The sequence below is a fragment of the Rhizobium sp. RCC_161_2 genome (genome assembly GCF_041355235.1).
In the GTDB taxonomy this organism is placed as follows: Bacteria; Pseudomonadota; Alphaproteobacteria; order Rhizobiales; family Rhizobiaceae; genus Rhizobium.
In genome coordinates this window covers 88538-102703 of sequence record NZ_JBFUPL010000002.1, presented here as the reverse complement: position 1 = coordinate 102703, position 14166 = coordinate 88538, and the positions used below count along the sequence as shown (strand labels likewise).

The 14166-nt window shown below is 61.5% G+C and carries 11 protein-coding genes; 6 read left to right on the top strand and 5 right to left on the bottom strand.

Annotation, left to right across the window (positions count from 1 at the left end):
* Positions 1 to 138: 138 nt before the first annotated feature.
* From AB6803_RS04615 to AB6803_RS04600, 4 genes are all read left to right on the top strand, one after another.
* Positions 139 to 900: a transporter substrate-binding domain-containing protein gene (locus AB6803_RS04615; RefSeq protein ID WP_371108323.1), complete on the top strand. Its 762-nt coding sequence runs from the start codon at positions 139 to 141 to the stop codon at positions 898 to 900.
* Between the two features lie 64 nt (positions 901 to 964).
* A complete protein-coding gene (locus AB6803_RS04610) occupies positions 965 to 1636 on the top strand; it encodes an amino acid ABC transporter permease (RefSeq protein ID WP_371107784.1) in 672 nt (223 codons plus the stop codon).
* Complete coding sequence (locus AB6803_RS04605) at positions 1633 to 2292, top strand: amino acid ABC transporter permease (RefSeq protein ID WP_153365266.1); 660 nt, start codon at positions 1633 to 1635, stop codon at positions 2290 to 2292. Before AB6803_RS04610 ends, AB6803_RS04605 begins: the two co-directional genes overlap by 4 nt.
* Complete coding sequence (locus AB6803_RS04600) at positions 2270 to 2995, top strand: amino acid ABC transporter ATP-binding protein (RefSeq protein ID WP_371107783.1); 726 nt, start codon at positions 2270 to 2272, stop codon at positions 2993 to 2995. Before AB6803_RS04605 ends, AB6803_RS04600 begins: the two co-directional genes overlap by 23 nt.
* A gap of 19 nt (positions 2996 to 3014) precedes the next feature.
* Here the strand turns inward: AB6803_RS04600 and AB6803_RS04595 are convergent, their stop codons facing one another.
* Positions 3015 to 3920 carry an AraC family ligand binding domain-containing protein gene (locus AB6803_RS04595; RefSeq protein WP_371107782.1) on the bottom strand — a complete coding sequence of 302 codons (906 nt, stop codon included), beginning with the start codon at positions 3918 to 3920 and terminating at the stop codon, positions 3015 to 3017.
* A 14-nt stretch (positions 3921 to 3934) separates the two neighbouring features.
* Here AB6803_RS04595 and AB6803_RS04590 point away from each other — a divergent pair, with 14 nt between their 5' ends.
* On the top strand, positions 3935 to 4342 hold the full coding sequence (locus AB6803_RS04590; protein WP_371107781.1) for a DUF2000 family protein: 408 nt from the start codon (positions 3935 to 3937) through the stop codon (positions 4340 to 4342).
* Between the two features lie 70 nt (positions 4343 to 4412).
* Here the strand turns inward: AB6803_RS04590 and AB6803_RS04585 are convergent, their stop codons facing one another.
* The 4 genes from AB6803_RS04585 to AB6803_RS04570 all read right to left on the bottom strand — a co-directional run bounded on the left by AB6803_RS04585 (position 4413) and on the right by AB6803_RS04570 (position 11015).
* Complete coding sequence (locus AB6803_RS04585) at positions 4413 to 5081, bottom strand: OmpA family protein (protein WP_371107780.1); 669 nt, start codon at positions 5079 to 5081, stop codon at positions 4413 to 4415.
* Positions 5082 to 5435: 354 nt separating this feature from the next.
* Entirely contained in the window at positions 5436 to 6449 is a 1014-nt protein-coding gene (locus tag AB6803_RS04580; RefSeq protein WP_371107779.1) for a flagellin, read from the bottom strand.
* Between the two features lie 247 nt (positions 6450 to 6696).
* Positions 6697 to 9861: an efflux RND transporter permease subunit gene (locus AB6803_RS04575; protein WP_371107778.1), complete on the bottom strand. Its 3165-nt coding sequence runs from the start codon at positions 9859 to 9861 to the stop codon at positions 6697 to 6699.
* Positions 9858 to 11015 (bottom strand): efflux RND transporter periplasmic adaptor subunit, encoded by a 1158-nt coding sequence (locus AB6803_RS04570; RefSeq protein WP_371107777.1) that lies wholly within the window; start codon positions 11013 to 11015, stop codon positions 9858 to 9860. The genes AB6803_RS04575 and AB6803_RS04570 overlap by 4 nt, the downstream gene beginning before the upstream one ends.
* A 358-nt stretch (positions 11016 to 11373) precedes the next feature.
* Here AB6803_RS04570 and AB6803_RS04565 point away from each other — a divergent pair, with 358 nt between their 5' ends.
* On the top strand, positions 11374 to 13845 hold the full coding sequence (locus AB6803_RS04565) for an ATP-dependent helicase (RefSeq protein ID WP_371108322.1): 2472 nt from the start codon (positions 11374 to 11376) through the stop codon (positions 13843 to 13845).
* Positions 13846 to 14166: the final 321 nt, after the last annotated feature.

Genomic DNA, 14166 nt, shown 5'->3' with positions numbered 1-14166 from the left:
GAGAGAGAGCACGTCTTGAGCGAGCGATCCTATCCTTCAACCGACTGGCATACCTCTTGCGTGCTGTCCGGCTGTTACACATAGCCACGTTTGGAAGGACATTCGATGAAGCGCAGACAATTGCTCACGGCACTGGGTATGGCGATGCTGGCGATGGGGTCGCTGTCGAGCCCGCAGGCAGCCCGGGCGGACGCCTTGAGCGATATCACCTCGCGCGGCACTATCCGCGTTGCCGTTCCCCAGGACTTCCCGCCTTTCGGCAGCGTCGGACCGGACATGGCGCCCATGGGCTATGACATCGACATGGCAAACCTGATTGGCGAGAAACTCGGCGTGAAGACCGAGTTGGTACCGGTCACCAGCGCCAACCGCATTCCCTATCTCCAGACAAACAAGGTCGATCTGGTGATTTCGAGCCTCGGCAAGAATGCCGAACGCCAGGCCGTCATCGACTTCACCGACGCCTATGCGCCCTTCTTCAATGGCGTCTTCGGCCCCGCCGACGTCACCGCCACCAAGCCCGAGGATCTCTCCGGCAAAACGATCGGTGTCACGCGCGGCGCCATCGAAGACCTGGCGCTGACGAAGGTCGCCCCTCAGGATGCGACGATCAAGCGCTACGAAGACAATAACGGCACTATCTCCGCCTTCCTGTCGGGTCAGGTCGACCTGGTCGCCACCGGCAACGTCGTCGCCGCCGCGATCCTTGCCAAAAACCCGCCGAAGAAGCCGGAGATGAAGTTCCTCATCACCAACTCCCCCTGCTTCATCGGACTGAACAAGAGCGAACCCGCGCTGCAGAAGAAGGTCAACGACATCATCGCCGCCGCCAAGGCCGATGGTACGCTCGGCAAGATATCGCAGAAATGGCTGGGCGCCGACCTCCCCGCCGGTTTCTGATTAACGCAAGCCCGGCCGTGCCCTCATCCGATGGTGCGGCCGGAGCCGAGCGAGGCACCATTTCATGCGCTATCACTTCGACTTCGGCTGGCTCGCCGAATACTATCCGGTTCTGATCAAGGGCGTCCTCGTCACTATAGAACTGACCCTGGTCGGTGCGGTGGTCGGCATCGCGCTCGGCATTGCCTGCGCCTGGGCGCGAGCTCTGGGTCCCCGCTGGCTCAAGCCGATTGTTGCTGCTTATGTCGAGCTGATCCGTAACACACCGTTCCTGATCCAGCTTTTCTTCATCTTCTTCGGCCTGCCCGGCATCGGCATTCACATGAGCGAAATCACGGCGGCCAATCTCGCCATGATCGTCAATCTCGGCGCCTATAGCTGCGAGATCATCCGTGCCGGAATCCAGGCAACGCCGCGCGGCCAGTTCGAGGCCGGCGCCAGCCTGGCGATGACGCCGTTCGAGACCTTCCGCCACGTCATTCTCGTTCCCTCGCTCCAGCGCATCTGGCCGGCCCTGTCGTCGCAGGTTGTCATCGTCATGCTCGGCTCCGCCGTCGTCTCGCAGATCGCCGCCGAGGACCTGACATTTGCGGCGAACTTCATCCAGTCCCGCTCCTTCCGCGCCTTCGAAGCCTATTTCGTCTCCACGGCGATCTATCTGCTTCTGGCCATCATCCTGCGGCAACTGCTTGCCGCCGCCGGTTCGCTCATCTTTCCGCGCAGGGTCCGCCGATGATTCAATTCACCACCTGGGATATTCTGCGCGGCCTTCTGCTCGCCACGCGCTGGACCGTTCTGCTCTCGCTCGTTTCTTTCATCGGCGGCGGCACCGTCGGTGCGATCCTCCTCTTCTTACGCATCGGCAAGAACAAGGTCGCCCGCGTTGCCGTCAAATATTTCGTCGAGCTTTTTCAGGGCACGCCGCTGCTGATGCAGCTCTTCCTCGCCTTCTTCGGCCTCGGGCTCTTCGGCATCGACGTGCCGGCATGGCTCGCCGCAGGCGTCGCCCTCATCCTCTGGTCCTCAGCCTTCCTCATCGAGATCTGGCGCGGCTGCGTCGAGGCCGTGGCGAAAGGTCAATGGGAGGCCTCCGCCAGCCTTGGCATGGGTTACCTCCAGCAGATGCGCTACGTCATCCTGCCGCAGGCGCTCCGCATCGCCGTCCCACCGACGGTCGGCTTCTCGGTACAGGTGGTCAAGGGCACGGCCCTCACCTCGATCATCGGCTTCGTCGAGCTGTCGAAGGCCGGCACGATCATCACCAATGCGACGTTCCAGCCGTTCACCGTCTACGGCTTCGTCGCCCTTATCTATTTTGCCCTGTGCTGGCCGCTGTCGAAGAGCAGCCAGATCCTGGAAAGGAAACTGAATGTCGCTCATCGAGGTCACTGAAGTCCGCAAAAGCTTTGGCGAGAACGAGGTGCTGAAAGGCATCAACCTCGACGTCGAGCCCGGCGAGGTGATCGCCATCATCGGCAAGAGCGGCTCGGGCAAATCGACGCTTCTGCGCTGCATCAACGGGCTCGAGAACATCAACGACGGTTCGATTTCCGTGGCCGGCGCCCAGCTTCTGCCCGACGAGCTGCATTTGAAGGCATTGCGGCTGAAGGTCGGGATGATCTTCCAGCAGTTCAACCTATTTCCGCACCTAAGCGCCGGCCGCAACGTCATGCTCTCGCAGATGGTCGTCAAGAAGACCTCCAAGGCCGATGCCGAGGCTATGGCGCGGCGCATGCTCGACCGCGTCGGTCTCGAGCACAAGTTCGACGCCTTTCCCGACGAACTCTCGGGCGGCCAGCAGCAGCGTGTCGCCATTGCCCGGGCTCTTGCCATGCAGCCGATCGCGCTCCTCTGCGACGAGATCACCTCCGCGCTCGACCCCGAGCTGGTGGCCGAGGTTCTCGCAGTTGTCCGAGAGCTCGCCAGCGAAGGCATGACACTGCTGATGGTAACGCATGAGATGAGGTTCGCCCGCGACGTCTGCTCACGCGTCGTCTTCATGCATCAGGGTCGCGTCCATGAAATCGGGCCGCCGGGCGACGTCTTCGCCAATCCGAAAACGGCGGAACTCAAGCAGTTCCTTGGCATGCTCTGAGCATTGCCGGAGAGCCTGCTTATAGGTGCCGCGCCGATAGTCGTGCAGCACCGACCATTCCACCCCATGCGCCCGGCGCCATGCCGAACGCCTTCTTGAAATGCCGCGTCAGATGGCTTTGGTCGGCAAAACCCGTGGCCGTCGCGACTTCGGCAATCGGCTCGCCGTCGCCGATCATCGCCTTGGCCCGCTGCAGCCGCCGCATCAGCAGGAAACGATGCGGGCTGGTGGCGAAGGCGGCGCGGAAATGGCGTGACAGCGCGAAACGATCGAGGCCGGTGACGCGCTCCAGTTCCTCCGAACGAACGCCGCGCATGGCATGCGCCTCCAGATAATCCCGCGCCGTTTTGACCTGGCCCCAGGCGATAAGTCCCAAGGGCTTCTGCGGCAGGCGCGCATGCAAGGCGAGCCCTGTCGCCATGCGTGAGATGAAATCGTCGACGAAAAGCTCGTCCAGCTCGCGGTCGAGTTCGCCAAGTGCTCCCAATAGCAGACCGGCGAGACGGTCATCCTCGATCACCGGCTCATCGACGAAAGGCAGGCCGATGCCCGCCGCTTCCAGGCATTGCATCAGCATCGACGGTTCGAGATAGAGCATGCGGTAGATCAGCCCGTCATCGGTCGCCGCACCGCCGTCATGCACCTCGTCTGGGTGAAGGATAATCACCCGGCCCGGCAGGCTGTAGCGGCGCTCGCCGCGATAGCTAAAGGTCTGCACGCCGCGAATGGTGACGCCAAGGGCATAAGTATCGTGTCGGTGCAAATCGAAGGCGTCGCCATGGAATTGCGCATGAATGCGCTCGATCCCGGGATAGGCAGGCGCCGAGACGATACGGTTCGCGTCCGGCCCCACGCACAAACGTTCAAGACCCTCAAAGGCCCGACCGGCTATCTCTTCGTGCAATTGCTCATTCCCAGACAGCATGAAAGTGGCTACCGATGTTTGATACCAAAATCGCGATCGTTCTGCGAAACAATCTTCAGTCCTGGCAAAAACTGAACGTGACCGCCTTCCTCTCGACCGGGATTGCCGGGCAGTTTCCGGATATTATCGGCGAGCCCTACAGCGATCGCGCGGGCAATCGCTACAACGCCCTGTCGATCCAGCCAATGATCGTGTTATCCGCCGACGAGGAAACGATCGCTACGATCCATCGCCGCTCGCTGGAACGCGGCGTCACCTCCTCGATCTTCATCGAGGAAATGTTCTCAACCGGCCATGACGCTGCCAACCGCGCGGTCTTTTCTGAGTTTACCCCCGAAGACGCCAAGGTCGTCGGCATCGCGCTGCGCGCCGACAAGAAGATCGTCGACAAGATCACCAAGGGCGCGACGATGCACGCGTGAGGGAATAGCCTTCAAACAAAACGGCCGGGTCGCAAACCCGGCCGTCTTCATGTCAAATGCTGATGCCAGATCAGCCGTTCTGCGTGATCGGCGCGATCTGGATTTCGACGCGGCGGTTCTGGGCGCGGCCGGATTCGTTGGCGTTGCTGGCAACCGGCTGCGTCGGGCCGAAGCCGACGGCCGAAACGCGGCGCTGGTCAATCCCCTGGCTGCCGAGATAGGAAGCAACCGAGCCGGCGCGGCGCTCGGACAGGTCCTGGTTATGCTGCAGGCTGCCGGTCGAATCCGTATGGCCGTTGACGTCGATCAGCGTGCGGTTGAATTTGCGCAGCACGATCGCGACCGAGTTCAGCGTCGCGAAGAATTCCGGCTTGATCTCGTCCCGGTCGATATCGAAGGTGATGGCCGACGGCATGTTCAGGATGATGCGGTCGCCTACGCGGGTAACGGAAACGCCCGTGCCCTGCAACTGCGCACGCAGTTCGGATTCCTGCTGATCCATGTAGTTGCCGATACCGGCCCCTGCGAGCGCCCCGACACCGGCGCCGATCAGCGCGGCGTTGCGGCGCGAAGCCGGCGAATGACCGATGAGAAGACCGGCAACCGCGCCGACGCCGGCACCGATCGCGGCGCCCCCGGCCGTATTGGAGACTTTCTGCTCACCCGTATAGGGGTCGGTCGTCGTGCATGCATTAAGAAAGGCTGCCGAGATGGCAAGAATGGCAATTTTTTTGATCATGGAATCGTCGCTCTCCGGTTCGATGGTCCGAAGCAGATATGGAGCATTGCGGCAATATGATGAAGCGAAATCTATGAGGACCTTATATCTTTTGGATGAGAGCCGTTTCGGCAACAATCTTTTAGCGTTGGGCTTGGGCCATAGAAAACATGATGGACATCAGGCCCCAGAACATTGAGAAACCGAGCCAGATTACCATTGCATTGAGGCTACCTCTGAGAGCACCACGCACACTCCAGCCAAGCGAAAAAATGGCTAACACGACTGACGTGATAAGCATGCACGCATCTCTACCTTTTACCATTCCGGTATCATTGGCATTTGCGAAAGCGAACGGCAACACTAGCCCTACCCTTAGAAATTCTGGAAGAGTTGCGTCAGCGTATTGTAGCTCGCATTGGCGATCGATAGCGATTGTATCCCCAACTGTTGCTGGGTCTGCAACGCCAATAGCTTGCTCGACTGCTGCTCCATGTCCGCATCGACAAGCTTGCCAACGCCACTGGTGAGCGAATCACTGAGGCTGCTGGCAAATTCGCTCTGCAGGTTGACGCGTGTTTCCAGGGAGCCGAAGGCCGAGCCTATCGTGTTCAATTGATGCAGCATGGAGGTGACGGTATTGACCATGTCCGTCAAAGCGCCGTTCGTCGTATTCGCGTCGAGCGAGATTTCCACCTGTCCGCTGGTGTCGCCATACTTGCTGCTGACCAACACATAATTCTGGGCCGCACCAGCTTCCGTCGCAAAGGCGGTGGAGGTGAGTACGCCATAACCGCCGGTACCGCCGGACTGATCGTCGATGAGATATCGCGCATCCGTCGATGCGATGGAGCCGCTGGTCGAGGTGACGCCTTCATAGTTCAACATCCCGATTGAAATGGTGCCGTCGGTGTTGCGGATGACCGAACCGGGGATTCGATGCGGTTCAGTCGGATCCTCGCCGTCCTGAAGCACGATCCAGTTGACGCCATTGAAGCTCGCGGACTGGCCGACACTGCGAAGCTGATCCCTGAGCTGGGTGATCTCGTCATTGAGTTTGGTCTTGTCGACGCTGCCCTCGTAGGCGCTCACCAGTTTCGACCTGATCTGGGTGACGATATCAATTGCGCTGGTAACGCCTGTGGAGGCGGTGCTCACCGTGGCGGAGGCAAGCCCGAGCGCATCCTGCACGGCCGACACGGCGCCGATATCGGTGCGCGTCAATGTCGAAATCCGCCAATAGGTGGCGTCGTCCTTGGCGGTCTGAACGCGCAGGCCCGACGACACCTGGCGCTGGGCGACATTCAAATCTGACTGGGTGTTTCTGAGGACTTCAAGGGCGGTATTGACGGAGGGACTAACCCTGATGAAGGTCGAAAAAATACTCACGACACACGAACTCCGGACGCAACGATACACAACAGGCACAAGGAGACATTGGAACCATGCCGCGAGCGCTCATGCAGGCGGGCCGACCATGTCGGCGAACGTGAGTCCGGCAAAAAAAGCGCCTGAACTCGGGTGGTTACAGGCACCTATGATTAACAATCATGTTTAATAAACAGCTAATCGAAACGGTCGAGTTACTATAAATCTTTGGTTGAAATCGATTTATCTATTACGCCGAAAGGCGCGATTACTCCGCCGCCCTGAGTTTCGTCAGCTTCGCCCTGAGCGCCGCATCCGACATTTCCTCGTGCAATCGCTGCTCCTCGTGTGCCTGCGGCTTGGCGAAGCGGGCGATCAGGAGATAAGCGACTGGCGTGACGTAAAGCGTCACCAGGGTCGCGAAACCGAGGCCGCCGACAATCACCCAGCCAAGCGCGATGCGTGCTTCCGCTCCCGCCCCATGCGCAAACACCAGGGGCACACCGCCGAGGATGGTCGCGATCATGGTCATCATCACCGGGCGTAGACGCAGCGCGCAGGCCCTCTCGATCGCCTCGCGCACGCCCTCACCGGCATCGCGCAGCTGATTAGCGAACTCCACGATCAAGATGCCGTTCTTCGCCATGACGCCGACCAGCAGCACCAGGCCGATCTGGCTGTAGATGTTAAGGCTGGAACCGGTGATGACGAGCGCAAAGACCGCGCAGGCAAGGCCGAGCGGCACCGTCGACATGATGATCAGCGACGACAGCACGCTCTCGAACTGCGCGGCAAGCACCAGGAAGATGATGATGATGGCGAAACCGAAGGTAAGCGCCATGCCGCTGGAATTCTCCTGCAGCGTCGCCGCTTCCGCGAGCGGGATCAGGCGCGCGCCGGGCGGCAGAAGCGGCGCGGCGATGCGCGTGACTTCCTCCACGGCCTGGCCGAGCGACATGTTGTTCTTGAGGCCGGCGGTGATCGCGACCGATGCCAGTTGCTGCTCGCGGGTGAGCTGCGGCGCGACCGCCCCTTCCTTCAGGCTGGCGATGACCGACATCGGCACGATCTTGCCGTCGCCGGTCTTCAGGAAGACGTTTTCGAGATCGGTCGGATCGTCGATCGGCCGCATGGTCGAGGTCAGCAGCACCGGATAGGCCTCGCCCTTGACGAAGACATCGACAACGGAGCGACCCTCGAGCAGCGATTGCAGCGCCGTCGACAGGCCGGTGATGTCGACACCGAGATCGGAAGCGCGCTCGCGGTCGATCGCGACGGAGACCTGCGCCTGGGTCGGCTCATTGTTGAGACGCGGCGTGTCGAATTGCCCGGTGGCGTCCAGTGCCTGCACCAGCTTCAGCGCCGCCTGCGTCAATGCCTCGTGATCATTGCCCGTCAGTGCCATCTGCACGCCGCTGCCGGCACCACGGATGCGCAGACTGTTTGACTGGAAGACGTTGCCGCGCAACGCCGGCACGCGGGCCATCGCCCGGTTGATATCGGCAACGATGTCGGTCTGCGTGCGGTGACGCTCGCTCCAGGGCGCCAGCGTCAATACCATGAAGCCGGTATTCACCTGTCCGTTCTGTCCGGAGATCGCGTAGACATTGCGGATATCGCCGCTGTCCATCAGGGGCTGCAGGTTTTCTTCCACACGCTGCAACTGATCCTTGGTGTAATCGAGGCTGGCACCTTGCGGTGTGGTCAGCCTGAGCATCACCATGGCGCGGTCCTCATTCGGCGTCAGCTCGCTCTTGACGCCCAGGAAAGCGAAGATCGCGGCGGCGGAAAAGATCGCGCAGAAGACGATGACCACCAACGGCGCATTCAGGCAGGCCCCGAGCGTACGGCGATAGACACCGGAAAACAGCTCGCCGAAACGGCCGAGCATGCCGTGATCCTCGCGCATCTCCTTGGTCAGCATGCGCGAGGCCAGCATCGGACAAAGCGTCAGCGCCACGATCGATGACAGGCCGACGGAGAAAGCGAGCACGAAGCCGAATTCGCGGAACAGGCCACCCACCTGCCCCGGCAGGAAGGACAGCGGAATGAAGACGGCGGCAAGCGTCGCCGTCGTCGCGATGACAGCGAAGAAGACCTCGCGCGTGCCGAGCACCGCCGCCGCGCGCGGTCCCATCTTCTCCGATCTTCGCCGAACGATATTTTCGAGCACGACGATGGCATCGTCGACCACGAGGCCGGTGGCAAGCACGATCGCCAGCAGCGTCAGGATGTTGATGGAAAAACCGACCATGTAGAGCGCTGCCAGCGTTCCGGTCAGCGCCACGGGCATGGTGACCGCCGGGATCAGCGTCGCGCGCCAGTCGCGCAGGAAGAGGTAGATGACGATCGTGACGATCAGCGCAGAGAGTATCAGCGCCAGCACCACCTCATGGATCGCCCCCTGGATGAACACGGCGTCATCGCTGGTGATCGCGATGCGGGTTCCCTCAGGCAAAGATTTCGACAGCTGCGCCACCACGGCTTTCACGCCGTTGGAGATGTTGAGCGTGTTCGATTGCGCCTGCCGGATGATGCCGAGGCCGATGCCCTGTACACCGTTGGAACGCAGCGCCGTGGTCCCATCGCGGGGACCGAGCGTCACGGTTGCGACATCGGCAAGCCGGACGCGATCCTTGATGATCAGCCGCGAGAAATCCTCGGGGGTCTGCAACGCGGCCGTGGCGCGCACGACGATATCCTGCCGATTGCTCTTCAGCGATCCCGCCGGCACATCGAGCGCCGCTGTCGCCAGCGCCGTCGTCAGATCGCCGATCGTCAGCCCTCGCCCGGCAAGCGCTCCCTGATCGACATCGATGCGGAAAACTTTCTCCTGGTCGCCATAGAGCTCGACATCGGCAACGCCATCGACGGAGGCGAGCCGGTCGGTGATCTCGTTGTCGACGAGCTGCGTCAGGTCGTCCATGGTGAGCGTATTGGAGGTGACGGCAAGCCGCATGATCGGCTGCGAATCCGAATCCGCCTTGACGATCTGCGGCGCGTCCGCCTCGTCGGGCAGCTGCTCGGTGATGCGTCCGATCGCATCGCGAACATCGTTGGCCGCAACCGAGAGATCGATGGTGTCGGAAAATTCGAGCGTCACCCGGCTCTGGCCGAAGGAGGAACTGGAGGACACGGATTTCAGGCCGCTGACTCGGGCGACCGCGCCCTCGATGACCTTGGTCAGTTCCTGATCCACCGTCTGCGGCGCAGCGCCGTCAAACATGGTCCGCACGGTGACGACCGGGCGGTCGACGTCAGGCAATTCGCGCACCTCGACACCGAAATAGGCGGCAAGGCCGGCAACGACCATCAGCGTGTTGAAGACCAGCGCCAGGATCGGCCGGCGCACGAAAAGCGCGGTAAAAGCCTGCTTGCCGGAGCCAGTGCCAGTCCCGGCCCCATCGCCGGTATCGTTGCCGTGCCCCATCATTGCGTGACGGCCTCCGTGGCCTCGGCCACTTCGCGGGCAAGGCGCACCGCGCCGCCCTCGGTCACGCGCTGCAACCCCTCGGTGACGATCCGATCACCGTCCTTGAGATCGGCTTGAACCAGCACCGCATCCGGATTGCGTTGCACGACACTGACACGCACCTTGGACGACTTGCCGTCGATGACACGCCAGACATAGGAGCCTTCGCCGTCCCACTGCACCGACAGCGGATCGACGGAAGGATAGGTTTCGCCGGCAAAGCGCATGCCGACATTGAAGGACATCCCGGCGCGCAACTCGTCCGTGGCATTGTCGATACGGGCGCGGATCCGCAAGGTACGGCTGGCGCCATCGACGCGGTTGTCGACCGCCTCGACCACGCCGGAGAACAACCGTCCCGGCCGCGCCACCGACGTCGCCTCAACCGGCTGATCGACCTTGACCGTATTGGCAAACCGCTCCGGTACCCAGTAATCGACCAGGACTTCCGAGCGGTCGTCGAGCGTGACGATGCTGGTCGTCGTCGTGACATTGTCGCCGATGACGACGGGAACGATACCGACGATACCATCGATCGGCGCAACGATATCCCGGCGCTTCAGCGCCAGCTCGGCCGATTTCAGCGCCAGCCGTGCGCCCTGCTCGACGATCTCGGAATCGAAGACCTCCATGCGCGACACACTGGATTTGATGTTGTGATAGAGCTGCGACTTCTCGACGGCACTTTTCAAGGCCACCTCCGCCTGACCGCGCGCAATGATCTGCTCGTCATCGTCAAGACGGGCCAGCACCTGTCCCTGCTTTACATGGTCGCCGGACTTGATGAGGATTTCGCGGATCGTGCCCGTTGCCTGCGGCATGACGACGACGGAGCGTATGGCATCGCCGGTGCCGATGGCGCTCAGGCGATCATTGACCACGCCGCTGACCACGGCCTCGGTCACCACCAGCGGCTTATCGGCGCCACGCCGCGCACCGCCATTCGCTGCCTTCTCACTCTTGGTGCTTTCGCCAGGCGCAATAGCCCCCACGACGGCTTCAGGGACGCCAACTGCCCGCAGCAATCCAGCCGTGCCGGGCACGAAAACCACCACAGCGGCAATACCTGCCGCTAGCAACAGAAAAGACAAGGAAAGCTGCTTCCAGGCGGTCATGCACGTCTCCGGCTCGTTGTCAGAGGCGATGAAATCGCGTCGTCAGTTTTATATGGCCTCATCGCACCCAGCGCACTTACTGAGGCCACCCCTAGGGCAAATCGCGATATAACGCAGGATTGTGCCCGATTTGCTGCAATATCGTTTTTTTGAACATATGCGGCAAGCTTTGCCACGCATTATGACAAAGTTGTAATCTTGGCGGGGACAACGAGGCATTTCATTTGCATCCCCACATCCCTGTTCAGGGGTGGGATAGCCTCTTGATAACCTCCATACACCTGTGAATGTGCACTTTTTGTTCTATTTTTGGGCCGTTTCTTTTGCCTTTCAGGGCAGAATCATTACATTGAACCTCATGACCATCGGACATGACGACATTCCCTTCTTCGACGAAGAGCCGGAACACCTGGTTCCGCGCCGGCCCGCGCCAGCCCCCGGCCCCACCAGTGTAGGCGGCGGTATTGCGGCCCGCGCCATGGCGGCGCGCGATGGCGGCCGGCGGCCCGACTATCTCACCGGCCTCAATCCGGAACAGACGGAAGCGGTAGAGACGCTGGACGGGCCGGTTCTCGTGCTCGCCGGCGCCGGCACCGGCAAGACGCGGGTGCTGACGACCCGCATTGCCCATATCCTCTCCACCAACCGCGCCTTCCCCAGCCAGATCCTCGCCGTCACCTTTACCAATAAGGCGGCCCGCGAGATGAAGGAGCGCGTTGCCCTGCTCGTCGGCGGCGCGGTCGAGGGCATGCCCTGGCTCGGCACGTTCCACTCGATCGGCGTCAAGCTGCTGCGCCGTCATTCCGAGCTGGTCGGCCTCTCCTCCAGCTTCACCATTCTCGACACTGACGACGTCATCCGCCTGATCAAACAGCTGATCCAGGCGGAAGGCATCGACGACAAGCGCTGGCCCGCCAAACAATTCGCCGGGATGATCGACAGCTGGAAGAACAAGGGTCTTGGTCCCGCGGAGATTCCGGAGGGCGACGCCCGCGCCTTTGCCAACGGCAAGGGCCGCGAACTCTATGCTGCCTACCAGAACCGCCTGAAGACGCTCAACGCCTGCGACTTCGGCGACCTTTTGCTGCATCCGATCAACATGTTCCGGCAGAATCCGGATGTGCTGAAAGACTATCACCAGCGCTTCCGCTACATTCTCGTCGACGAGTATCAGGACACCAACACGGCGCAGTATATGTGGCTGCGCCTGCTGGCGCAGCGGCCGAAGGGCGAGTTGCAGAATGTCTGCTGCGTCGGCGACGACGACCAGTCGATCTATGGCTGGCGCGGCGCGGAAGTGGACAATATCCTGCGCTTCGAAAAGGATTTTCCCGGCGCCAAGGTGATCAAGCTGGAGCGCAACTATCGCTCCACCGAACATATTCTCGGCGCCGCTGCCCATCTGATCGCCCATAATGAGGGCCGCCTCGGCAAGACGCTGTTCACCGATCGCTCTGACCCTGACGATATCAAGGTGCAGGTGCACGCCTCCTGGGATTCCGAGGAGGAAGCCCGCGCCATCGGTGAGGAGATCGAGCAGCTCCAGCGCAATCAGCACAAGCTGAACGACATGGCGATCCTGGTGCGCGCCTCCTTCCAGATGCGCGAATTCGAAGACCGTTTCGTCACGCTCGGCCTCAATTATCGCGTCGTCGGCGGCCCTCGCTTCTACGAGCGCCTCGAAATCCGCGACGCCATGGCCTATTTTCGCCTGGTCTGCCAGCCGGCCGACGATCTCGCCTTCGAGCGGATCGTCAACACACCGAAGCGCGGCCTCGGCGACACCACGGTGCGCGCCCTGCACGACTATGCCCGCGTCCGCGATATCCCGATGCTGGCGGCATCAGCCGACATCATCGAGACCGACGAGATGAAGCCGAAGCCGCGCAAGGCTTTGTTCGACGTCGTGCAATCCTTCCGCCGCTGGCAGGGCCTGCTCGAAAACACGCCGCACACCGAACTTGCCGAGCAGATCCTCGAAGAGTCCGGCTACACCGACATGTGGAAGAACGACAAATCGGCGGAAGCGCCCGGACGGCTGGAAAACCTGAAGGAACTCATCCGCTCGATGGACAGTTTTGAATCCATGCGCGGCTTCCTCGAGCACGTCGCCCTGGTGATGGACGTCGAGCAGAACGAAAATCTCGATGCCGTCTCCATCATGACGCTGCACTCCGCCAAGGGCCTGGAATTCGAAACCGTTTTCCTGCCCGGCTGGGAGGAAGGCTTGTTCCCGCATCAGCGCTCGCTCGACGAAAGCGGCCGCGCCGGGCTGGAGGAAGAACGCCGCCTCGCCTATGTCGGCCTCACCCGCGCCAAGCGCCGCTGCCACATCTGGTTTGTCTCCAACCGCCGCATCCACGGTCTCTGGCAGTCGACCATCCCGTCGCGCTTCCTCGACGAACTGCCTGTCACCCATGTCGAAGTCGCGGAAGTGGAGCAATCCTACGGCGGTTACGGCCGCGGCGGCTATGGCCAATCGCGCTTCGACAAGGCCGAGCCCTTCGCCAATTCCTATTCCACTCCCGGCTGGAAACGCGCCCAGGCGAACAAGACCGACGCCACCCGCGACAACTGGGGCTCCCGCTCCGGCCACGCCGTCGAGCGCATCGGTTACGGCGAAAGCGGCCCCAAAACCCGCACCATCGACGGCGAACTCATCGCCAAATCCACCTCCTCCGAGCCCTCAAAATTCTTCGTCGGCGACCGCGTGTTCCACATCAAGTTCGGCAACGGCAATGTCTCGGGTGTCGAGGGGAATAAGCTGACGATCGAATTCGATCGGGCGGGGCAGAAGCGGGTCTTGGACGGGTTTGTGGAGCGGGTTTGAGAGACGTGACTCCTCTGGTTTGGAACCAGAGGGTCGAACGGCTACCAATAACGAAGAATGCACACTAAATTCTGCGTGTGCCTCCGCATCCTCCACATGCTCCGTCATCCTCGGGCTTGACCCGAGGATGACGGAGTGTATGAAACCGACGTGGCCAACGCGAGCGCTGCTTAAGCCTCCCGCCCTCGACACTCCTGCCCTGCGGAATCCGCATCGCTAGCACGCTACCAATCTCGGACCAATCCCTTATATCGAGTTCTGCGGCTTCGAGTCAGCGCGCTTCCCGCGATGTCTCGGTAAGCCGTTGCCAGCCTGCCGTTC

What these genes read in the sequence shown, in the direction of transcription:
- AB6803_RS04575 (WP_371107778.1), bottom strand. Translation starts at nt 9,861, where the DNA reads ATGATGGGGCACGGCAACGATACCGGCGATGGGGCCGGGACTGGCACT.
- AB6803_RS04595 (WP_371107782.1), bottom strand. Translation starts at nt 3,920, where the DNA reads ATGCTGTCTGGGAATGAGCAATTGCACGAAGAGATAGCCGGTCGGGCC.
- AB6803_RS04600 (WP_371107783.1), top strand. Translation starts at nt 2,270, where the DNA reads ATGTCGCTCATCGAGGTCACTGAAGTCCGCAAAAGCTTTGGCGAGAAC.
- AB6803_RS04615 (WP_371108323.1), top strand. Translation starts at nt 139, where the DNA reads ATGGCGATGCTGGCGATGGGGTCGCTGTCGAGCCCGCAGGCAGCCCGG.
- AB6803_RS04570 (WP_371107777.1), bottom strand. Translation starts at nt 11,015, where the DNA reads ATGACCGCCTGGAAGCAGCTTTCCTTGTCTTTTCTGTTGCTAGCGGCA.
- AB6803_RS04585 (WP_371107780.1), bottom strand. Translation starts at nt 5,081, where the DNA reads ATGATCAAAAAAATTGCCATTCTTGCCATCTCGGCAGCCTTTCTTAAT.
- AB6803_RS04565 (WP_371108322.1), top strand. Translation starts at nt 11,374, where the DNA reads ATGACCATCGGACATGACGACATTCCCTTCTTCGACGAAGAGCCGGAA.
- AB6803_RS04610 (WP_371107784.1), top strand. Translation starts at nt 965, where the DNA reads ATGCGCTATCACTTCGACTTCGGCTGGCTCGCCGAATACTATCCGGTT.
- AB6803_RS04605 (WP_153365266.1), top strand. Translation starts at nt 1,633, where the DNA reads ATGATTCAATTCACCACCTGGGATATTCTGCGCGGCCTTCTGCTCGCC.
- AB6803_RS04590 (WP_371107781.1), top strand. Translation starts at nt 3,935, where the DNA reads ATGTTTGATACCAAAATCGCGATCGTTCTGCGAAACAATCTTCAGTCC.